Here is a 21,292-nt window from a genome sequence, read left to right as displayed (position 1 = left end):
AAAAGTCTTGATTTTTTATTACTTCAATCACAAACTAGCACTGTGTAATTTGTTGGAACTTGCTATGTCTCGTTTGTTATTGGGATTGATATTATTGATGTTTACAGTCGATGCGCTTGCCGCCTCGGTTGAGAATATCCGTATATCCCAAAATACCAACCTGACCCGGGTGGTACTGGATCTTGATACAGCACTGGAATATTCCAGCTTTACACTGACAAATCCGCATCGGTTAGTTGTTGATCTTAAAGCCGCAAAGGTAAACAAAAAATTAATTGCCCCGACATTTAACAGTGCAGTAGTCGAAAAAATCCGTCATGCCCAGCATGATCAAGAAACATATCGCCTGGTTTTCGATCTTAAACAGCAAACGGACTATGAGATTCAGACTCTGGCGCCTGAAGGTGAATACTCGCATCGTCTTCTGGTCGATTTAAAACATGGACCAGCCACGGCTCTGGCCACTAACAAATCATCAAAATCACCAGAAAAAGCGGCTGTTAAAGAGGAAGAAAAAGCTTCCACTCAAATTACAAAAGTTGATTACACCCCACCACCGCAGCAAACAGCCACTACGACCACGGTACGCAATAGACCGATGCTACCCCGTCGCGATATCGTGATAGCAATCGATCCGGGACATGGGGGCCGTGATCCGGGGGCGATTGGCAGAAAAGGTACACGTGAAAAAGATGTGGTACTCGCTATTTCCCGTCGGCTGGCAAAGCTGGTGGATAACGAACCGGGAATGCGTGCCTTTATGACACGTGAACGCGATGAGTTCATTACCCTGAGACAACGTATTCAGCGAGCCAAACAAAATGGTGCGGATATGTTTATTTCCATCCATGCTGATGCCTTCCAACGTAGCAGCGCCAAAGGCTCTTCGGTCTATGTGCTATCGCAACGCGGAGCGAGTAGTGAGGCGGCTCAGATTCTGGCAGATCGTGAGAATGCTGCTGATCTGGCTGGTGGTATTAGTCTGGAGGATAAAGACGACCTGCTGGCCTCGGTATTACTCGATTTATCACAGACCGCCAGTCTTGAAGCCAGTCTTGAAGTGGGTAACAGTGTTCTGGGGGGATTGAAACGCGTTGGCCCGGTACATAAAAAACAGGTTGAATCAGCCGCTTTCGTAGTACTCAAATCACCAGACATTCCCTCGGTACTGGTAGAAACAGCGTTTATTTCCAACCCGGAAGAAGAGCGCAAGCTTAATGATGTCAATCATCAGAACAAACTGGCGCAGGCAATGCTGGCTGGTATTCGTAGTTATTTCCAGAGAAACCCGATAACCCAGCAGGTTAAACCGCAACAACATATTGTTAGCAGCGGGGATACCTTAAGCACCATTGCACAACGCTATCGGGTCAATATGTCTGAATTGAAATCCACCAATAATCTGCAAACCAGCAAACTGATGGTCGGTGACGTTTTAAAAATTCCTTGATTGATTTTGACTGCGGATTTGCTGTTCGCAGCTGTTAAACTGTGTCGATGCTGACGCCGAAACGTATCCTTGCACTGCCCCTACAACTTGCCAACCAAATTGCGGCTGGCGAAGTTATCGAACGCCCGGCATCTGTCATCAAGGAACTAGTGGAAAACAGTCTGGATGCATCAGCAACAGAAATTGATGTGACCATTGAAGGTTCAGGCAGTCAGCTGATTCAGGTTCGGGATAATGGTTCAGGTATTCATCCTGAAGATCTCTGTCTGGCGCTAAGCCGGCATGCCACCAGCAAAATTTCCTCCAGTGATCAGCTGAGCCAGATATCCAGTCTGGGATTCCGTGGTGAAGCCTTACCCAGTATCAGCTCGGTCTCCAATTTGAGTTTGATTTCCCGGCAGCAGAACAGTGAATGTGGCTGGCAGATTCATCATGAGGAAGATGAACCAGAGCCCGTTGTCCACCCAGAAGGCACCACTGTGGCCGTGCGAGATTTGTTTTTTAATCTGCCAGCCCGCCGCCGGTTTCTGCGCAGTGCGCGTACCGAACAGCAACAAATCCTTACCACCATGCAGCGACTGGCATTAAGCCGCTTCGATGTGCGCTTTCAGTGTCAATTAAATGGCCAGCAAAAGCTCAACCTGCCCATTGCCCAGTCTGAGTCTCAGCAATTGGCAAGAATTGGCAAAATCTGTGGTCAAGCATTTGTAAAGCAGGCCATAGCGATTGATCAAGCGTTTGATATCATTACGATAAAAGGCTGGTTGGGGCATGTGGAGGCGCATCGTCCTCAGGCTGATCAACAATACTTTTTTATTAATGGCCGGGTAATACGGGATCGTCTGATCAGTCAGATAGTGCGTCAGGCCTATGCCGATTTGATTCCGGCTGGCCGTCATCCAGCCTATGTTCTTTATATGACCATTCCACTGGATCGGGTGGATGTGAATGTACATCCAACCAAACATGAGGTTCGCTTTCGGGAAACCCGGCTGATTCATGGATTGATCCATCGAGCGGTAAAAGATCAGTTACAGCAACAAATAATTACTGGCCCTGTTCAAAGTCCCTCTACGACAAATATGCCACGAATTGCAGAAAAGGCTTCGCTCTATCAAAGACATGACCTTGCCACAGCTCCTCCAGAGTATGCTGTCCATAGGCCGGTATCCATTAACCAGACTGACTCAAATAATGCTATTCAGTTAATGCAGATTTTGCACCAACGATATGTCTGGATACATTTTCAGCAACAGCATTATCTGATTGATCTTCCAAAAGCCCTCTCCAGTTCGCGCCAGCAACAATTCGGCAAGCTGCTAAAACAGTTGCCCTTGAAAAGCCGGCCGATTCTGGTGCCGCTCAGCCAGCCGTGCAGTGACGCCCAGTTAAACAGTGTTGAAAAACAACAGACATTACTAAACTCTTTCGGCTTTGAGTTACAACCGATGGAAAATGCTGTAATCATCAAAAAAATTCCCATTGCACTGGCACAGCTGGATCTGAAGTCAGTGGTGTATGCAGTCATCACAGCTGTCACTAAAGATAATATTGATGCAGAGAGTCTTGGTCTTTATCTTTCTGAGTTATTGCAAACCTCAGATACGATTCTGCCCCAGCAGGCAGAGGAATGGCTGAAATCGGTCACTCTGTCGGAATGTATTGAAAAGCCATGGTGTCGAGAACTTGATCTGGCGACACTTGGTAGCTTATTCTCGGACTGATTAAACATGCACTGAGGCGGTTTTCAAATGGATCGAGCCCGTACAGGTTCCACAATCATCGCGGCGATACTCGCTGTTATCGTGTTATTACTGTTTGGCTATTTGTTATGGAGTGACGCGCCGCCAAACCGCAGTGAATTAACAGTCGACCCGCCGATAGAAGTAATCGAACCTGATTTACCGCTGGAAATTATTCGCTCCGCTGATGAAGTGCCGGATAGTGAAACCATTCGTGAACAGGAAGCAGAAGCGTTTGTGGATAATCTGGCGAATTCTGATGCAGATACGATTATTATTAATGAATATGACGATATGTTTGTCCGTCCGGACAGCATTATTGCATTGCCAGAACTTGAACAACGCGTCACTACATTAAAAAGTCTGATGGATGACACATCGCTTAGCGATGATACTCCGGTGACCATTCGCTATACCGAAGAAACCCGAGAAAAGACCACCTTGCAGGAATTGGAAACTCAGGAAGAGGATCATATCGCGCCGATTACCATTGTGACTGAACAAGGCGAGACAATTACCGCCCCATTGGTGGAGTTGTTAAAACGTGAAGATATTGATCAACAGGCGCCTGTGACTCAAATCCGCAAGCAGAAACAGGTCAAACAGCTTAAAGCAGGCGAGCTGGCCGAGTCAGGTATTCCAGAGAATCAGGAAATTTCTGTCACCATCAGTCGGGGTGTACAAAAACTGGATATCGCCGAGTTAATTGATAGTGATTCAGAAGAAATGCAGGACAGCCTGTTTTATCTGCACCGGGTAACGGAAGAGGATATTCAAGGTCTCTGGGGCATTATTCAGACCGGTTTGATTCGCAATTTTCGACAGGGAATCCGCCTGCAGCGTGATGGCTCAGAGCAAAAAGTCAGTGTGCTGATTCCAGCGGATGCAGATGAACCATTACCCACCGGACTAAGTTCATTTTTAGGCAAGATTCTGCATGATAAAGTATCGACCAGTTACGTTTATAACTTCAATACTCACACCATGGGCTATGATCCCGACCTGATCCGTCCCGGACAGGAACTGATTTTAATCCGCTTTTCCAGTGATGAAATAAAACAGATTTACCAATTCTTTGCTGAGCAACGCAACAATACAACAGAAACTTTCGCTATCGGTCGCTGATGATTGTTGAAATTATTTTGATCCTGATTGTTCTTGGCATCATTGCCTTTGCATGGTGGTTTCCGTTTGAGTGAGTCGTTGCTTGTTAAACTCGCCATAACGCAACATCACACTGGGTAATACCAGTAAAGTCAGCAATGTCGACGAAATCAGCCCGCCGATAATAATGGCCGCCATTGGCCCCATAATTTCACGACCCGGGCTGTCAGCGTTAATTGCTATTGGCAACATCGCCAACGCAGTGACCAATGCAGTAATTAAAATCGATGGCAGACGCTCCAGCGCTCCCTGAATAGCCGTTTCCATCACCCAGGCCTTACCCTCATGTTCAATCAGATGCTGATAATGTGAGACCAGCATAATGGCATTTCGCAGGGTAATACCAAACAGCGTGACAAACCCCACCAGCGAACCAATAGATAGCACGCCTCCGGTTAACCACGCTGCCACCACACCACCCAATAACGAGAAGGGTAAATTCAGTAACACAAGCCACGTGTTACGCACACTGCGCAGTGCCATATACAATAAAATGAGCACGATAAGTCCAACCAGAATGGAATGAATCATCAGATCCTTACGTGACTCGGCTTCAGCCACAGCAGTGCCGGTAAACTCGGGGTAAGTATCAGCATCGAACTGCACATCCTCATGGATCCGTTGTTGCAGTTCCTGAAAAAATGAACGCAAATCGCGTCCGGTGACATTACAGGTAATAGTTTGCAATCGCTGAGCACCGTGATGCAGAATCGCATGTCTGCCGGAAACCTGCTGTAACTCAACGACATCTCCCAGTGCCAACATCCTGTTATCTAGAGTACGTAATGGCATACTCAGAATTTGATGCGGTTGTTCACGCAGGTCGGGTGGCAACACCACACGAATATCAAACAAACGGTTCCCCTCGGATATCTGTCCAACCTGAATACCATCAAATGCCGCTTTGATATTCTGCATCACCGTCGCCGGCTGCAGGCCCCATTGGGGTAATTCTTCGAGTTTAATGCGTAATTGCAGTTGGGGTTCACCCGGCGGAGCGCGTAGCTGTATATCTGTGGCTCCCTCGATATCGGCCATCACCTCAGCCACTTCGCGCGCTTTATAATCAAGTGCATCCAAATCATAACCATAGATATTGACTACGACCGGCGAGGTATAACCTGAAATGGTTTCATCAATCCGCTCGGTCAGGAACGTGTTCACCTCAGAACTGATGCCCGGGAACGCTTCCAGAATTTCACGAATTTCATCCAGAACAACTTGTTGCTCAGGGCCCGAAAGTGGCTCCAGGTCCACCTCATATTCACTGTAATGGGTGCCAAATGTATCAGCGCCACGCTCTGCACGACCGGCCCATTGTGATGTGGCTCGCACCCCAGGTATTGCCGCTACCTGCTGTTCAATCAACCCTCCAATTCGCAAGGATTCCTCCAGCGAGGTACCGGGCACACTAGCCGTGTGAATAATGTAATGCCCCTCACGCAGCTCTGGCAGGAAACGTCCACCGAAATATGGCAGCAGACTGGCTCCAGCGATACACAACACCAATACGCTGATTATCATCAGTTTGGGGAATTGACAGGTTACTTTTAAAACGCGCCCATAGAGGATTTGCAGCCAGTGGATCAGTGGTGGCTCAGAGGTTCGGGTAACCCCAATCCGACTGAGTAACGTATGACATAACGCCGGTGTGACCGTCAACGCCACAAACAACGAAGCCAGAATCGCCAGAATATAAGCCTCACCTAATGGCTCAAACATTCTTCCAGCCACTCCGCCCAGAGTTAATAAAGGCACAAACACCAGCATCACAATTAAGCTGGCATAAACAACCGAACCACGAACTTCCATCGATGCTTCATAAACAATCTGAATAACCGGACGGGGTTCTTTTAATGCGGCATTTTCACGTAAACGACGGAAAATATTCTCGGTATCAATAATCGCATCATCAACCACCTCACCTAGCGCGATAGCCAAACCGCCCAGCACCATAATATTGATGTTAACCCCGAACTCCAGCAGCACTATCAACGCGGCAAATAATGATAGTGGTATGGCGGTCATCGAAATAATCGCCGTGCGTAAATTGAACAGGAATAAAAACAGCACTAAAAGCACTAGACCACCACCAACCAGCAGATGATGTTGGATGTTCGCCAGCGAGGTTTGAATATAATTGGCCGGGCGGAATAAATCGGCGTGTAACTCAATACCATCAACTTCAAACCCATCACGAAACTCATTCAACGCAGTTTCAATGCCTTGGGTTACTGCCAGAGTATTGGCTTTATATTGACCGATCACCATCAATACTATGCCAGGCTCACCACTGATTGCGGCGCCACCGATAGCGGGTGCAGGACCATATTCTATGGTTGCCACATCACCGAGATGCAGCACAGACTGACCCTGCTGGCGAATCACTACTTTCGCCATTGTGTCAGCGCTCACCGGAAAACCGACCACTTGCAGCATCATGCGCTGATTGCTGTTTTCAATAAATCCGCTGCCTTGCAATACCGTAGCTTCATGAGCGGCTGTAACGATATCCATGGGGGACAACTGGTATAAAGCCAGTTTTTGAGGATCGAGCTGGATTTGCATTTGTTTCTCTGCACCACCGAACACATTGATATCAGCTACACCATCAACGGCAAGCAATCTGGGCGTTAATGTCCAGTCCACCATTTCCCGCAGTCGCATCAGGCTCTGCTGATCAGAGGTCAACCCGATGGTCATGATGGTGCCGGAAGAAGATTCCAGGGGCACCATTAAAGCGGGACCAACGCCCTGCGGTAATTGTCCCTGTGCAGGCATCAACCGTTCAGATACCAACTGTCGGTTAAGATAAATATCGCTTCGCTCTTCAAAGGTAATGATTACAACGGACAATCCGGGCGTCGAAGCTGAACGTACAAACATGACATCCGGAAGACCACCCAGTGCGTTTTCAATTGGTTGGGTCACCAGGGTTTCCACCTGCTCGGCAGTAAATCCAGACGCTTCGGTCTGAATAATGACCTGCTTTGGAGCAAACTCTGGAAATACATCCAGACTGGCTTTGTAGAGCTGATAGGAACCATAGCCCAACATTAATAACGCTAATGCCAGTACCACACCGCGGGCACGAACCGAAAAAGCAACCAAATGAGAAAGCATCCGTGTTCCTGTTAATTATTGAATGAGGGGGTGCTGATGATTTGGCTAGTCATCATCATCGTCTTCATCATGAATTTGCCATTTGAACTCTTCTGATAACAATGTCTGAGCACCTGAGGTCACAACGGCATCGCCCGGATGGAATCCCTGTTGCAGATAAATACCTTCCACCGAGTCATGACCATTAAGCAACGAAATACGCTGAAAACGCTGCTCATCCATGCGCAAATAGGCCCATGGCTGGCCCGCGTACCAGACCACTGACTGATACGGAATCAGCACCGCTGAAAATGCACCCTGCTCAGTAGGCACCCACACATGTAACTTTGCACCTTCCTGCAAAGAGGATGATTTGTTCAGAAAAAACCAGGTCTCGCCACTTAACACCGGATCGACACTGATGGCAGCGGCAAGCCGTTGCGCCTCACCAACATCATTTTGTTGATGGGGTTGTTGCCACCGCACAGTATCAACGTTTGGATTCAGGCTTTGTTTGGGAGGCAAAGTGACTTTAAGAATCGACTGTTCCCGCGACATCAGCAGTTCGAATTGTTCCCCACCGTTAATAACCCAGTCGGCAACGGGTTGAGGCCATTGTTGGCGTACTTCAGCGTGACAGTTTTCTACTAATTGCTGTTTTAACTCAGCTTGCGCCTGAGCAATCGATAAATTGGTTTGCGCAAAGTCCACCTCTTTTGATGCCACACTACCGGTCGCTTGCTGAAGTGTTTTTAAACGCGATAACTCTTTGCTCATCCCCTGTTCATTAACCTTAGCCATACGAAGGTTCATTTTTGCCTCAGAACAGCGCGAGTGGGCTAATTGCAGCTCCCGAGTCGGTATAACCGCTGCCATAGCTCGTATTTCGGGGGTATAGAAACTTTCCATCAATGTCTGACTTTCAATGGACGCCATTTTTTGTGCAGCTTCGGTTAACTCAACTGACAGCGCAAACTGATGATTCTGCTTCTCGTCATCACCGTCATCGTCATCATCAGCGTCTACAAGATGTTTATCTGCCGGGGCAAGTGAATCAAATAATGGCGATAAAAAATAAAGTGCTGCAACTATCGCTAAAACACTGACGACCCACAATAAAATACGCTGACTGGAATTCATTTTTATTTGCTGCCCCGATGCAAAACTGCCCGTCATTACAGCATGGCTGTCTAAATGCCACAAGGAGAACTTCCCAGGATGCTGATCATGACTTGACAGCAAGCACGCGTGCAGGTTTAATACCGCACCTTGTTGGCTCGATAGCTCAGTTGGTAGAGCAAGGGATTGAAAATCCCTGTGTCCCTGGTTCGATTCCAGGTCGAGCCACCATCGAATTCAAAGCCCGGTTTGCATTGCAACCCGGGCTTTTTTATTGCCCGTTATTCTGACATCTATATTTTCTTTGACGATTAACCACAGAGACACAGAGGGTATGGAGATTTGATAGATATTTATCCGCAGATTACGCAGATTTTCGCAGATATAAAGTTGTCTTGGCGGCCACAATCCTCTTCATTAGATATGAATATTCACCACAGAGACACAGAGGGCACAGAGGGCACAGAGATTACATTTTATAGCTAAAGCCGCTGTCCCCTGAATATCAGCGGTAAGAAATGTAATCCGCAGATTTCGCAGATAAACGCAGATTAGGCATTAAAAACTTAATTGACTGGCTCTTCGGCTTATCAACAGAGCTAGATTGATTTTGATTAATTCTGGCGCTGAGGAATGGGTTATGTTGGGTTTCACTGGTTCAACCCAACTTACGCTGCGATGACAACTATTTAAACGCGGCTTCTTGGTTTCTGTGTATCCATGGTTAACTTTAATATCCAAACATAGGCTGGCTACAAAGCGTCCTCAATGAAAGCACCTTTAATAATATCTGCGAAAATCTGCGTAATCTGCGGATAAATATCTATCAAATCTCCATACCCTCTGTGCCTCGGTGGTTAATTTCGTTTTGGCCCTACATATGATAGATAGAAAACCTTCGCTGTGGTAAAAAAAACACACATTCGTATCTAAATGACCAAATTCACATTTTTTTGTTGTAAAAGTGTTGCAAAGGTTTTGTAGATGTGGAAAATACACTCTTAACCGCGAAACATTCCGGTTACGAGAGAAACTTAAAGTAATCTGTTAACAACTAGAAGGTGAACAGACATGAAAAAAACTACACTAGCTACATTAGTCGGCGCAGCAGCATTTGCAGCAGCCGGCGCAGCCAACGCAACAATCGTTGTTGGCGGCGAGAACGGATATGAATTCAGCGTTGACGGTAACATCAACCAATTCTTTATTGCTTCAGATCAAGACAGCGCGAATGGCGGCTATGATCAAAATAACCAAGGCGTAGCAAACGGCTTGTTACCAACTTTCTTCGGCTTTAACGTTAAAGCCCCTGAAATTAATGGTTTGACAGTTGGTGCGCGAGTTTCAATCTCTCCATCAACTAACAATGGCAGCTACGTTAGTAGCAGTGAAGCAATGGAACAACGTGAAGCGTTTGCTACCGTTGACGGTGCTTTCGGTCAAATCATGTTAGGTAAAGGCTTAGGTCTTTACGCAGCTAACAACATCTTGTTGGATCAAACCTTATACGGTGTTGGTGCAACTAGCGTTATTGCTGCCGGTGACCAAAACACTGGTACTACCTCTCTGGGTCGTATTGGTTGGGGTTATGATTATGCCAACTGGCGCTCACAAATTCGCTGGACTTCAGTCGATATGGCTGGTTTCAAAGTTGCTTTAGCTGTTGCTGATGGTGATGATTTCTTAGAAGTAAATAATGCCACTACTGGTGGTTATGAGAAAGATGCACGTTATGAAGCTTCTTTAAGCTATGCTTCTGCATTTGATGGCGGTTCAGTTAAATTGTGGCTGGATGGCATGACTCAAAAAGTTAGTTTTAATAATGTCGATAGCCTTAAAGGTAATGCTTATACCGTTGGTGGTCAGTTAGTACTGGGTGGCTTCGAAGCCGTTGCCTCTTACTACGATGGTAAAGCTCAAGGTATTGGTGGTCTGGGTCTGGGTGCAATCACAGCTAATGGTAATGAACGTGATGGTGATGGTTATTATGCACAGTTAGGTTACCGTTTCGGTGGTCAAACATTTGTAGCAGCCTCTTACGGTGAGTCTACACTTGACCGCGACGGTGCAAATACTTTTGCTGGCACATCAAACCCAGACAATGCCTTTGCTGACTTAGATTCAAACAGCATGGCTACAATCGGTATCTATCATGACGTTACAGCTAACCTGAAATTGGTTGCTGAATACTCACGCATGGAAACTGAATATTACATTCAATCTGATGAAGATGAAGTTGATGTTTTGGCTATCGGTGGTTTCATCAGCTGGTAAGAAGTTATTTTCTAAACCTTCAGGTTTAGTTTAAAACTGATAAAAAGCCTCAACCTTCGGGTTGGGGCTTTTTTTTGCTTTCAATTTCTACAGTTTGTAAAAAGGCTTAGTATTTACGCTAAAGTATCAGCTGTTTTTATCTGTTAATTCTGAGGGAAATATGTCTAACAATCTGCCACTGCTGCCTTTTATCGATGCTATTAAAGAATCAATAAATGCTCATGCTGACGAAATTGCGCAGCTGGATCAGGCGATTGGCGATGGTGATCATCTGATTAACCTGCAGCGTGGAATTGAGGCATTGCTGAAAAACAGTGAAGAATTGGAACAACTTGAGTTTTCCGCTGCATTGAGCAAAACCGGCATGACTTTGATGTCGACCATGGGCGGTGCATCAGGATCATTATTTGGCTCCATGTTTGTCACTATGGGCAAAACAGCGAAAGATAAAACATTAGATTTAACGGGCATGACCGAAATATTTACCGCCGGGGTTGAATCTATCAAAGCCCGAGGGAAAGCCGACATTGGTGAAAAAACCATGCTTGATAGCTTAATTCCGGCATCAACCAGCCTGCAACAAAGCGTTAGCAATGAAGTTGAATTGTCCACCGCTCTGGATGATATGAAAAAAGCCGCGACTGAGGGAATGGAATCGACTAAGGATATGCTTGCAACCAAAGGCCGTGCATCCTTTCTGGGTGAACGCGCCCGGGGACATATAGATGCCGGCGCCCGCACCAGCCAGCTGATGTTGTGTGCTATTGCCGATGTAATTATTGAAAATCATTAACCACAGTGACACAAAGTTTTAGTAGAGATTTATCCGCAGATTACGCAGATGAGCGCAGATTTAAAACCAACCTTTGGTACTGCAAACTCCTTGCACCAAAATTCAATAGTAATGCCTTGTTTAATTGCGAGGCTTTAAGATAGTTGATGACTTGAGCTTCTTCATGCCCTGATAATTTTTGCAATGCTTTCAATTCAACGATGATTGACCCAAAACATACAAAATCTGCTTTATAAGTCGTTTTAAGTGGTCTCTCGTTATAGATTATTGGTAGACATTTTTCTCGTTCGTAGGGAATGCTTTTTCCCTGAAACTCAATCTCCAATGCTTCTTGATATACAGGTTCGAGAAAACCTCGGCCGAGTGACTTATGTACTCTCATTGCCGCACCAATAATTTCGTATGTTTGCATATCCTTTTGCATAATCTGCGTCCATCTGCGTAATCTGCGGATCACTAATAAAAGCTCAAACCACAGCGACATCCATGTCGATTAATTAAAAACTAACAGCCCCAACGAAGTGCTGCGGTATGCACGGGGGCATCCCATAAGGCAGTCATTTCTTCATCCAGTAAGGTCAAGGTCACCGAGCAACCAGCCATATCGAGAGATGTTGTGTAGTTACCCACTAATGAGCGTTTGATTTCAACACCTTTTTCTTCCCAAAATTTAGCGGCCAGATCGAATACCAGATATAGCTCCATCAATGGTGTCGCACCAAAGCCATTTACATGCAAAAGCACCTGTTGACCGGCTTGAGGATTTAATTCTTTATCAATAGCAGCAGTAACATGCTGGACCAGCTCTTCAGCGGAGCTCATGGTCATCGGTTCGCGCCCTCTTTCACCGTGGATACCCACACCCATTTCAATTTCGTTTTCACTAAGTTCAAATGTTGGGCGGCCCGCGGCTGGAACGGTACAGCTGGTTAACGCAAAGCCCATTGATGCGGTGTTATTGGCTACACGATCGCCAAGTTTTTTACATTGGTTTAGATCTTTTCCTTGCTCTGCCGCAGCACCGACCATTTTCTCGACAATCAATGTTCCGGCTACCCCGCGGCGGCCAGTACTATGTGCCTCAGGTAACGAAACATCATCTTTTACTAATACTGTTTCGTGCTGACATTCCAGCATTTCCGCGGCAATTTCAAAGTTCATCACATCGCCAGCGTAATTTTTAACAATGAACAACACGCCAGCACCATTTTCAACGGTTTCTGCCGCGGCCAGCATTTGATCCGGTGTTGGAGAGGTAAAGATTTGTCCGGGACAGGCAGCATCAAGCATACCTTTGCCTACCAGTCCGGTATGCAGTGGTTCATGGCCTGAACCACCGCCAGAGATAACAGCAACTTTTGGTTCTGTAGATATGGTTGCACGACGCACAAATGCAGGCTGCTGTTGCAGAGAAACTATATCCTGATGTGCCTTTGCGAAGCCATTCAGACTCTCATCAAGCAGATTATCAACGTGATTAATTATTTTTTTCATTCTCTCACTCCCCTTTCTTTAAAGCTGTTTTAATAACGCTGTTATTTCCTGAATATCCTGGAAAACCCAATCCGGTTTGTAATCAATCTCCGCCAGATCAGCTTCAGATGACACGCCGGTTAACACCATAATGCTGCGCATACCGGCATTCACGGCCCCTAAAATATCTGTGTTCAACCTGTCACCGATGGCGATTGTATTATGTTTATCAGTACCCAGAATCTCAAAAGCCTGTTGATACAAAATAGGTTCAGGCTTACCAATGACAATGGGCTCAATCCCCGTCACAGCGGTTAATGCTGCCAGCACACCACCATTTCCCATCACTTCACCCAATTCAGTGGGTAAGGTGGTATCTGCATTAGTCGCATAGAATTCTGCACCAGCCCGGAGATTTAAGGTTGCTGTGGCCAATTTGTTCCAGTTAAGTTGTCTATCCAGACCAGAAACCACAATATCCGCCCAGATATCATCTGTTTCTGCATCAGGATCAGCAGGATAATAGGTGGAGGTCACGGTAAACCCCTGCTGTTGCAACGGTTCGATAAGACCGGACTCACCAATGACAAATACTCTCCGTTTCGCTGCAGGCAATGTATCCACCAGATAGCGGGCAGTCGCCATACTGGAGGTGAGAATCTCGTTGGCTGATACCTCAACCCCCATGTCCGCGAGTTTTTTTAGATATTGCTGTTGCGTCAAACTGGCATTATTTGTCGCAAGTACAAATGGAATTTTTTTGGCGCGCAATGTAGAAAAAAACTCTGTTAATCCTGGCAACGGTTTACTACCCTGCCATAAGACACCATCCATATCGATGATGAATGCACCCAGGTCGTTGATTGTTTGCATGATTACCTGCTTATCAAATAATGTAATTGAAATGAAACTTGAAAAAGCGTCGCACAGAACAAAATAGGCTGTCCAGTTATAAACGAACGCGAAAATCGTTAAAAACCCGGAAAAATTGACATAAATGAACCTTGTGCTTTATAGTCTGCGAGCGTATTTTCAACGTAAAACTACAAATTAAATCAATTATTAGGAGCATGTCAGCATGGCAAAAGCACTTATCCAAATGGCTCTGGATTCTCTGGACTTCGATCAAACTCTCGCATTGGCAGAACAAGTTGCACCTTATGTCGACATTCTTGAAGTCGGTACACCTTGCATTAAATACAATGGCTTGGAAATCGTCACTGCCCTGAAAACCAAATTCCCTAACAACCTGATTCTGGTTGACCTGAAAACAATGGATGCTGGTGAATATGAATCAACTCCATTCTATGAAGCAGGCGCAGATATCTGTACTGTTCTGGGTGTATCTGATAAAGCAACTATGGGCGGCGTAATCAAAGCAGCCAATGCTAACAATGCAGAAGCCCAAATTGACTTGATCAGCGTTAAAGACAAAAAAGCTGTTGCAACTGAAGCCGCTAAAAACGGTGCGCAAATCATCGGTGTTCACACTGGTTTGGATGCGCAAGCAGCTGGTCAAACACCATTTGCTGATCTGCAAGCAATCGCTTCATTGAATCTGGGTGTACGTATTTCTGTCGCTGGTGGTCTGAACAAAGACACCATCCAGAAAACAATCCAAGCTGGCGCAACTATCGTTGTCGTTGGTGCTGCTATCTACGGCGCACCTTCTCCAGCAGATTCTGCTAAAGAACTGCGCGCATTGGTTGATGCTGCGTAAGCAGAACAAACAGTAGCATAAATAAAAACGAGTGGCCCTGTGCCACTCGTTTTTTTTACGCTTAGCTGACTCATCCGGATTTAATGTTGCAAGTTCTGCCGGTATAACTTATTGACCATGCAGATAAATTGGTCAAAAACAGCAGAGCGTGATTATAATCCGTAGTCTGCAATCCTGCTGGCTTGCCACACAGAATCTAAAATAGTAATTTACCCGTTGCACCAACCTCATCATGTTGGGCAGATGGGGTTAAAAATGTAACAGGGGTATACTCATGAGTGATAAAGGATTTTTTGCTTCAATCTGCAGCTTTTTTAAAGGCTTGTTTTCGTCTGACAATGACAGTTGTTGTAAACCGGAATCAAAAACTGCAGCAGCACCGAAAAATACAAATGATGGTTTAACAGGTGTAGAACGCTACATCCGCAACCAATCACAAAGCGGTTCGAAATTAACTGGTGTTGAAAAATATATTCGCAACAAACTGTCAGCAAATAAACCGATGACAGGTGTTGAAAGATACATTCGCAGCAAAGCTAATGCCGCTCCATTAACCGGTGTTGAGCGTTATATTCGCAGCAAAGCTTAATTAGCCTTTATTACGAATAACTTACCCGCCACCTACTGATGGTGGGAAAATAATCGGTATTAAACCGGCTATGGTCGTCGTGATATTAAAAAAATTTTAAGCTCAACAGCTCTACAAACTAACTCAAGAAGGTAAGAAAATGGCGAATTTACTTGATCAATTAAAGCAAATGACCGTCGTTGTTGCTGATACGGGTGATATTCAAGCAATTGAAAAATACACTCCACGTGATGCAACAACTAACCCATCACTGATTACAGCTGCAGCGCAAATGCCTCAGTACCAAGGCATTGTTGACGATACATTGAAAGCAGCACGTCAATCACTTGGCGCAGATGCACCTGCATCTGAAGTTGTCTCTTTGGCTTTTGACCGTCTGGCCGTATCTTTTGGTCTGAAAATTCTGGAAATCATTCCAGGTCGTGTTTCTACTGAAGTAGATGCCCGTCTTTCTTATGACACTGAAGCCACTATCGCTAAGGGTCGTGACCTGATTGCACAATACGAAGCAGCAGGTGTTTCACGTGATCGCATTCTGATCAAAATTGCTTCAACATGGGAAGGCATTCAGGCTGCAGCCGTTTTGGAAAAAGAAGGTATTCACTGTAACCTGACTCTGCTGTTTGGTCTGCACCAAGCCGTGGCCTGTGCTGAAAATGGTATTACGCTGATTTCTCCATTTGTTGGACGTATCCTTGACTGGTATAAAAAAGATACTGGTCGTGATTCATATCCTTCAAACGAAGATCCAGGTGTACTGTCAGTCACAGAAATTTACAGCTACTACAAAAAATTTGGTTATAACACTGAAGTTATGGGTGCAAGTTTCCGTAACGTTGGTGAAATCACTGAATTGGCGGGTGTTGACTTACTGACCATTTCTCCAGCTCTGTTGGATGAATTACAAAACACAGAAGGCACTCTGGAGCGTAAACTGTCTCCAGAAGTCGCAGCTAAATCTGATGTTGCAAAACTGAATTTGGACAAAGCCACTTTCGATGCCATGCATGCTGAAAACCGCATGGCGGCAGAAAAACTGTCAGAAGGTATTGATGGTTTTGCCAAAGCACTGGAATCACTGGAAGAACTGCTGGCTACACGTCTGGCAAATCTGGAAAGCTAATTATTGATTAGCAATCTGCAATCAGGTTGCGGATTATCCGCAACCTGATTCAACAGATTTTGGCTCAATTGACTTATCGCCAAATTCTGAACTATAGTCCCGCTCGCACTGCGAAACGTGGCAATAATTTTTATTAAAATTTTTAGGAGTAAATACACATGGCTGAAATTCAAATGGCTCTGGATTCATTGGATTTTGACGCAACTATGGCGCTGGCTGAACAAGTCGCACCTTACGTCGATATTCTGGAAATCGGTACACCTTGCATCAAGTACAACGGTCTGAAATTAGTTAAAGCTCTGAAAGCTGCTCACCCAGACAAGAAAATTCTGGTTGACCTGAAAACTATGGATGCTGGTGAATACGAAGCAACTCCTTTCTTTGAAGCTGGTGGTGATATCACTACTGTATTGGGTGCTTCTGATGAAGCGACCATGAAAGGTGTTATCAAAGCTGCAAACGCTAACAATGCAGAAGCTCAAATCGATTTGATCGGTGTTGAAGACAAATCTGCTGTTGCAAAACAAGCTGCTGCTAACGGCGCGCACATCATCGGTGTTCACACAGGTCTGGACGCTCAAGCTGCTGGTCAAACTCCATTCGAAGATCTTAAAACCATCGCTGGTCTGGGTCTGAATGTTAAAGTTTCTGTTGCTGGTGGTATCAACAAAGACACCATCCAAAGCACAGTTCGTGCTGGTGCTGATATCGTTGTTGTTGGTGCTGCAATCTATGGCGCACCTTCTCCAGCAGAATCTGCTAAAGAACTGCGTGCATTGGTTGACGCAGCATAAGGATTAGTAAAATGACAATGCATCGTGATCTAGTTGTAAACAAAATCACTGATATTCTGAAGGCAACTGACAGTTCACTTGAAGCCGAATTTGTTGCTATGTGTGATGATGCCAAGCGCATCTTCATCACAGGCGCAGGTCGTTCAAGACTGGTAGGCAACTTTCTGGGTATGAGATTGATGCATAGTGGTTATACCGTCTATGTTCAAGGTGAAATCAGTACACCAAGTATCCGTGAAGGCGATTTGTTAATCGTTATTTCGGGTTCTGGTGAAACAACACAGCTGGTTTCATTTGCTAATAAAGCTAAATCTGAGAATGCTAAAGTGGTTTTGATTTGTTCAAAATCCAGTTCAACGATTGGTGATATCGCAGATAAAACAATTCAGATTGGTACTGATAATAGCTTTGCCCCAACAAAGGGCATGCCAATGGGAACCATGTTTGAATTGTCTACTTTGATTTTCCTGGAAGCCATCGTTTCTCATTTAATTCATGAGAAAGGTATTCCAGAAGAAGAAATGAAATATAGACACGCTAATATGGAATAACCACTTTCCTTAGCAAAAAATAAAAACGGGCAATCTTCGGGTTGCCCGTTTTTTTATGTCTGTCGTTCTCGTCCCTCAAAACGGTATAATATCTGGCTATTTAAATTAAATCGGTTCTGAGAGTTATGTCCGCCAAAACACTTTATGACAAATTATGGGATCAACATGTTATCCGCAGCGAACAGGATGGTACTGCACTGATTTATATTGATCGTCATCTGGTTCACGAAGTCACCTCTCCGCAGGCTTTTGAAGGCTTGCGCCTGGCTGGCCGTATTCCATATCGTTTGAATTCAATTTTGGCAACGCCGGATCACAATGTACCAACCAGCCATCGTGAACAAGGTATTGCCGATCCAATTTCACGGTTACAGGTTGAAACGCTGGATCAAAATTGCGCACAATTTGGTATTACTGAGTTTGGCCTGAATGATTTACGTCAGGGCATTGTGCATGTTGTCGGCCCGGAACAGGGCGCTACCCTACCCGGTATGACGGTAGTTTGTGGTGACTCGCATACCTCTACGCATGGTGCTTTTGGTGCATTAGCTTTTGGTATTGGTACATCGGAAGTTGAGCACGTAATGGCAACGCAATGCCTGATTCAACGTAAATCCAAGAACATGCTGGTAAAAGTCAAAGGACATGTAAACCCAGGTATTACGGCGAAAGATATCGTTCTGGCCATTATCGGTAAAATTGGTACCGCTGGCGGTACCGGCTACGCCATTGAATTCGCCGGTGAAGCCATTCAGGATTTATCCATGGAAGGACGGATGACTGTTTGCAACATGACGATTGAAGCAGGTGCCCGTGCTGGAATGATCGCTGTGGATGACACAACAATTAATTATCTGAAAGATCGCCCTTTTGCGCCTAAGGGGGAAAACTGGGATAAAGCCATGGCAGCCTGGCGTGACTTACACAGTGATGCTGATGCGCATTTTGATAAGGTCGTAGTACTGGATGCCAACCAAATCAAACCTCAGGTTACGTGGGGCACTTCCCCAGAAATGGTGGTTCCTGTTGATGCCAATATTCCAGATCCCGCTGCAGAAAGTGATGCTGTGAAACGCAATGGCATGCTGAAAGCACTTAAATACATGGGGTTGAATGCGAATCAGCCAGTTCAGGAGATTCGTCTGGACAGAGTATTTATCGGTTCCTGCACCAACTCACGTATTGAAGATTTACGCGAAGCTGCTGCTGCAATTAAAGGCGGAAAAGTCTCCGCTACTGTAAAGCAAGCGATGGTTGTTCCGGGATCGGGATTAGTGAAACAACAGGCTGAACAGGAAGGTCTGGATAAAATCTTTGTAGAAGCAGGCTTTGAATGGCGTGATCCAGGTTGCTCGATGTGTCTGGCAATGAATGCAGATCGTCTGGAAGCAGGTGAACATTGTGCCTCTACATCCAATCGCAACTTTGAGGGACGTCAGGGGCAAGGTGGTCGTACACACCTGGTGAGTCCGGCAATGGCGGCAGCCGCAGCGATTGCAGGCCACTTTGTTGATATTACTACGCATTAATGGCGACCAATTATCAAGCCGCTGAGGCTGAACTCAGTACCTTGCGCGATTTTCTGCGATGGACCACCTCACGATTTGAAGAAGCCAGATTATTTTTTGGTCATGGCAATAACGACGCGTTTAATGAAGCCACACAACTGATTCTGCATAGCCTGAAACTTCCGGTAACTGAATTACCGGAATTGTTTCTCGATGCAAGGCTGTGTAGTGCTGAAAAACAGGCTTTATTGCATTTGGTCAAACGGCGAATTGAAGAACGGGTACCTGTTCCCTATCTGACGCATGAAGCCTGGTTTGCTGGCCTGCCTTTTTATGTCGATGAACGTGTACTCATTCCACGTTCTCCTTTTGCCGAATTAATTGATAGCCAATTTGCTCCCTGGTTACAGGATGCAGATTCGGTCGAACGTATTCTGGATATGTGTACTGGCAGTGCCTGCATCGCAATTGCACTGGCCATGACGTTTGAAGGTGCTGAAGTTGATGCTGTTGATATCAGTGATGAAGCGTTGAGCGTCGCCCAGATTAATAAAAACAAACATTTGCTCGGAGATGAGCTGTCGCTTATAAAATCAGATCTATGGACGGAATTAAATCAATCTCGCCAATATGATTTGATTATCAGTAATCCCCCGTACGTGGGGGATCTTGAGATGTCCAGCTTACCAGCGGAATATCATCATGAACCGGTCCATGCGCTGCAGGCTGATGATAATGGTCTTGCTCTGGTAGAACAGATCATTATTGGCGCAGCGACGTTTCTTTCGCCACAGGGATTATTGTTTGTTGAAGTAGGCAATAGCGATCTCGCAGTGGATGAAAGATGGCCGGAAACACATTTTTTATGGCTGGATCTGGAGCAAGGTGGTCATGGGATCTTTATGCTGACCCAAGCACAATGTGCTGAGTTTGCAGCCGCTTATTCCTGAGTTTCACTGACCGGACTTTCAGACTCTGACTCAAAAATCCTTACACAATTACGGCCCGCCATTTTAGCCTGATACATTGCCCGATCAGCCATTTCAAACAGGCTGTTAAGCGTGTCCTGTTTATCCTGTCGAAGCGTTGCCACACCAACACTGATTGTAATACCGATACCAGCGGGCTTAAATCGCGTCAGCCGTTTCTGCATACGTTGCATCAACAGTGCCGCAGTCTGATTGTCACAGCCTGGTAAAAGCAAGACAAACTCTTCACCGGACCAGCGGGCAATCATATCAACATCACGAACGTGGCGTTTGAGCCAGTTACCCAATTCCGCCAGCAGATTGTCGCCACGGACAAAACCATATTGTTCGTTGATGGATCGAAAATGATCTAAATCGATAACCGCCATCGCCAAATCACGTTTGAATCGATAGGCCTCACTTAAATATTTACCGGCAAATTCACGTAGTGCATGACGGTTAAATAATTGCGTCAGCTCATCCAGCATTGCCAGACTGCATAGTGAGTTTTGCTGTGCCCGCAGTTCTCGGAAATTCTGATAGCTGGTAATGTGATTAAACACCCGTTGACGCAGTTCTTCACGGACAATCGGTTTAGAAACAAAATCATTTACGCCGAGATGAAATAACTCAATTTTGCGTGACACATTATCAAAGCCGGAAGTCGCGATGATGGGTACATTGCCATAGTCTTCACGCAAACGACGAATCTTTCTCACCAGCGTAATTCCGCTCATACTGCCCTCCAGCATGATATCGGTAATCACCAGATCATAATCGCCGCCACTGAAGGCCTCCCATGCTTCTTCTGCAAAGGTATAAGCATCAACATCCAGCCCCATATCGGTTAATAAATCGATAATGATGGTCTGTAAAACCCGGGAATCTTCGATAAACAGTACTCGGCCGGATAACTGGCGGG

Annotated in this window: 18 protein-coding genes and 1 tRNA gene; 13 read left to right on the top strand and 6 right to left on the bottom strand. The window is 45.6% G+C overall.

Features of this window, described 5'->3' with window-relative positions; all coding sequences use genetic code 11:
- Window positions 1–64 precede the first annotated feature (64 nt).
- The 3 genes from B3182_RS11175 to B3182_RS11165 are packed head-to-tail and all read left to right on the top strand — an operon-like array spanning window position 65 to window position 4,317.
- Entirely contained in the window at window positions 65–1,450 is a 1,386-nt protein-coding gene (locus B3182_RS11175) for an N-acetylmuramoyl-L-alanine amidase (protein ID WP_292356615.1), read from the top strand.
- Window positions 1,451–1,497: 47 nt separating this feature from the next.
- Window positions 1,498–3,174, top strand: coding sequence for a DNA mismatch repair endonuclease MutL (gene mutL / locus B3182_RS11170; protein WP_292356617.1), 1,677 nt, complete (start codon window positions 1,498–1,500; stop codon window positions 3,172–3,174).
- Window positions 3,175–3,201: 27 nt separating this feature from the next.
- Window positions 3,202–4,317, top strand: coding sequence for a hypothetical protein (locus B3182_RS11165; RefSeq protein WP_292356619.1), 1,116 nt, complete (start codon window positions 3,202–3,204; stop codon window positions 4,315–4,317).
- A gap of 39 nt (window positions 4,318–4,356) precedes the next feature.
- On the opposite strand, the gene B3182_RS11160 is transcribed toward B3182_RS11165, so the two are convergent.
- Both B3182_RS11160 and B3182_RS11155 read right to left on the bottom strand, forming a co-directional pair.
- Entirely contained in the window at window positions 4,357–7,479 is a 3,123-nt protein-coding gene (locus B3182_RS11160; protein WP_292752762.1) for an efflux RND transporter permease subunit, read from the bottom strand.
- 45 nt (window positions 7,480–7,524) lie between these two features.
- Window positions 7,525–8,598 (bottom strand): hypothetical protein, encoded by a 1,074-nt coding sequence (locus tag B3182_RS11155; RefSeq protein ID WP_292356624.1) that lies wholly within the window; start codon window positions 8,596–8,598, stop codon window positions 7,525–7,527.
- A 134-nt stretch (window positions 8,599–8,732) separates the two neighbouring features.
- Here B3182_RS11155 and B3182_RS11150 point away from each other — a divergent pair.
- The 3 genes from B3182_RS11150 to dhaL all read left to right on the top strand — a co-directional run bounded on the left by B3182_RS11150 (window position 8,733) and on the right by dhaL (window position 11,644).
- Window positions 8,733–8,808, top strand: a tRNA-Phe gene (locus B3182_RS11150).
- Window positions 8,809–9,648: 840 nt separating this feature from the next.
- Window positions 9,649–10,851 carry a porin gene (locus B3182_RS11145; RefSeq protein WP_292356626.1) on the top strand — a complete coding sequence of 401 codons (1,203 nt, stop codon included), beginning with the start codon at window positions 9,649–9,651 and terminating at the stop codon, window positions 10,849–10,851.
- A gap of 160 nt (window positions 10,852–11,011) precedes the next feature.
- Window positions 11,012–11,644: a dihydroxyacetone kinase subunit DhaL gene (gene dhaL, locus B3182_RS11140; protein ID WP_292356628.1), complete on the top strand. Its 633-nt coding sequence runs from the start codon at window positions 11,012–11,014 to the stop codon at window positions 11,642–11,644.
- Window positions 11,645–11,684: 40 nt separating this feature from the next.
- Here the strand turns inward: dhaL and B3182_RS11135 are convergent, their stop codons facing one another.
- The 3 genes from B3182_RS11135 to B3182_RS11125 form a co-directional block, all read right to left on the bottom strand.
- Complete coding sequence (locus tag B3182_RS11135; protein WP_292356630.1) at window positions 11,685–12,068, bottom strand: GxxExxY protein; 384 nt, start codon at window positions 12,066–12,068, stop codon at window positions 11,685–11,687.
- 80 nt (window positions 12,069–12,148) lie between these two features.
- On the bottom strand, window positions 12,149–13,138 hold the full coding sequence (dhaK, locus tag B3182_RS11130; RefSeq protein ID WP_292356632.1) for a dihydroxyacetone kinase subunit DhaK: 990 nt from the start codon (window positions 13,136–13,138) through the stop codon (window positions 12,149–12,151).
- 18 nt (window positions 13,139–13,156) lie between these two features.
- Window positions 13,157–13,990 (bottom strand): HAD-IIA family hydrolase, encoded by an 834-nt coding sequence (locus B3182_RS11125; protein WP_292356634.1) that lies wholly within the window; start codon window positions 13,988–13,990, stop codon window positions 13,157–13,159.
- A 205-nt stretch (window positions 13,991–14,195) separates the two neighbouring features.
- Here B3182_RS11125 and hxlA (B3182_RS11120) point away from each other — a divergent pair, with 205 nt between their 5' ends.
- From hxlA (B3182_RS11120) to prmB, 7 genes are all read left to right on the top strand, one after another.
- Complete coding sequence (gene hxlA, locus B3182_RS11120; RefSeq protein ID WP_292356637.1) at window positions 14,196–14,837, top strand: 3-hexulose-6-phosphate synthase; 642 nt, start codon at window positions 14,196–14,198, stop codon at window positions 14,835–14,837.
- 274 nt (window positions 14,838–15,111) lie between these two features.
- On the top strand, window positions 15,112–15,426 hold the full coding sequence (locus B3182_RS11115) for a hypothetical protein (RefSeq protein WP_292356639.1): 315 nt from the start codon (window positions 15,112–15,114) through the stop codon (window positions 15,424–15,426).
- Window positions 15,427–15,565: 139 nt separating this feature from the next.
- Window positions 15,566–16,549: a transaldolase gene (locus tag B3182_RS11110; RefSeq protein WP_292356641.1), complete on the top strand. Its 984-nt coding sequence runs from the start codon at window positions 15,566–15,568 to the stop codon at window positions 16,547–16,549.
- 158 nt (window positions 16,550–16,707) lie between these two features.
- Entirely contained in the window at window positions 16,708–17,343 is a 636-nt protein-coding gene (gene hxlA, locus B3182_RS11105) for a 3-hexulose-6-phosphate synthase (RefSeq protein ID WP_014707664.1), read from the top strand.
- An 11-nt stretch (window positions 17,344–17,354) separates the two neighbouring features.
- Complete coding sequence (gene hxlB, locus B3182_RS11100) at window positions 17,355–17,894, top strand: 6-phospho-3-hexuloisomerase (RefSeq protein ID WP_014707665.1); 540 nt, start codon at window positions 17,355–17,357, stop codon at window positions 17,892–17,894.
- A 125-nt stretch (window positions 17,895–18,019) separates the two neighbouring features.
- On the top strand, window positions 18,020–19,423 hold the full coding sequence (leuC, locus tag B3182_RS11095) for a 3-isopropylmalate dehydratase large subunit (RefSeq protein WP_292356644.1): 1,404 nt from the start codon (window positions 18,020–18,022) through the stop codon (window positions 19,421–19,423).
- Entirely contained in the window at window positions 19,423–20,352 is a 930-nt protein-coding gene (gene prmB / locus B3182_RS11090; RefSeq protein ID WP_292356646.1) for a 50S ribosomal protein L3 N(5)-glutamine methyltransferase, read from the top strand. The genes leuC and prmB overlap by 1 nt, the downstream gene beginning before the upstream one ends.
- On the opposite strand, the gene B3182_RS11085 is transcribed toward prmB, so the two are convergent.
- On the bottom strand, window positions 20,343–21,292 hold a 950-nt coding region (locus B3182_RS11085; protein ID WP_292752759.1), incomplete at its 5' end, for a GGDEF domain-containing response regulator. The two genes, prmB and B3182_RS11085, sit on opposite strands and share 10 nt — an antisense overlap.

Source organism: Methylophaga sp. UBA4204, from assembly GCF_002379485.1.
Classification (GTDB): Bacteria; Pseudomonadota; Gammaproteobacteria; order Nitrosococcales; family Methylophagaceae; genus Methylophaga.
This window is presented reverse-complemented; position numbering and strand designations above follow the sequence as displayed.

What these genes read in the sequence shown, in the direction of transcription:
- B3182_RS11175 (WP_292356615.1), top strand. Translation starts at nt 65, where the DNA reads ATGTCTCGTTTGTTATTGGGATTGATATTATTGATGTTTACAGTCGAT.
- mutL (WP_292356617.1), top strand. Translation starts at nt 1,498, where the DNA reads ATGCTGACGCCGAAACGTATCCTTGCACTGCCCCTACAACTTGCCAAC.
- B3182_RS11165 (WP_292356619.1), top strand. Translation starts at nt 3,202, where the DNA reads ATGGATCGAGCCCGTACAGGTTCCACAATCATCGCGGCGATACTCGCT.
- B3182_RS11160 (WP_292752762.1), bottom strand. Translation starts at nt 7,479, where the DNA reads ATGCTTTCTCATTTGGTTGCTTTTTCGGTTCGTGCCCGCGGTGTGGTA.
- B3182_RS11155 (WP_292356624.1), bottom strand. Translation starts at nt 8,598, where the DNA reads ATGAATTCCAGTCAGCGTATTTTATTGTGGGTCGTCAGTGTTTTAGCG.
- B3182_RS11145 (WP_292356626.1), top strand. Translation starts at nt 9,649, where the DNA reads ATGAAAAAAACTACACTAGCTACATTAGTCGGCGCAGCAGCATTTGCA.
- dhaL (WP_292356628.1), top strand. Translation starts at nt 11,012, where the DNA reads ATGTCTAACAATCTGCCACTGCTGCCTTTTATCGATGCTATTAAAGAA.
- B3182_RS11135 (WP_292356630.1), bottom strand. Translation starts at nt 12,068, where the DNA reads ATGCAAAAGGATATGCAAACATACGAAATTATTGGTGCGGCAATGAGA.
- dhaK (WP_292356632.1), bottom strand. Translation starts at nt 13,138, where the DNA reads ATGAAAAAAATAATTAATCACGTTGATAATCTGCTTGATGAGAGTCTG.
- B3182_RS11125 (WP_292356634.1), bottom strand. Translation starts at nt 13,990, where the DNA reads ATGCAAACAATCAACGACCTGGGTGCATTCATCATCGATATGGATGGT.
- hxlA (WP_292356637.1), top strand. Translation starts at nt 14,196, where the DNA reads ATGGCAAAAGCACTTATCCAAATGGCTCTGGATTCTCTGGACTTCGAT.
- B3182_RS11115 (WP_292356639.1), top strand. Translation starts at nt 15,112, where the DNA reads ATGAGTGATAAAGGATTTTTTGCTTCAATCTGCAGCTTTTTTAAAGGC.
- B3182_RS11110 (WP_292356641.1), top strand. Translation starts at nt 15,566, where the DNA reads ATGGCGAATTTACTTGATCAATTAAAGCAAATGACCGTCGTTGTTGCT.
- hxlA (WP_014707664.1), top strand. Translation starts at nt 16,708, where the DNA reads ATGGCTGAAATTCAAATGGCTCTGGATTCATTGGATTTTGACGCAACT.
- hxlB (WP_014707665.1), top strand. Translation starts at nt 17,355, where the DNA reads ATGACAATGCATCGTGATCTAGTTGTAAACAAAATCACTGATATTCTG.
- leuC (WP_292356644.1), top strand. Translation starts at nt 18,020, where the DNA reads ATGTCCGCCAAAACACTTTATGACAAATTATGGGATCAACATGTTATC.
- prmB (WP_292356646.1), top strand. Translation starts at nt 19,423, where the DNA reads ATGGCGACCAATTATCAAGCCGCTGAGGCTGAACTCAGTACCTTGCGC.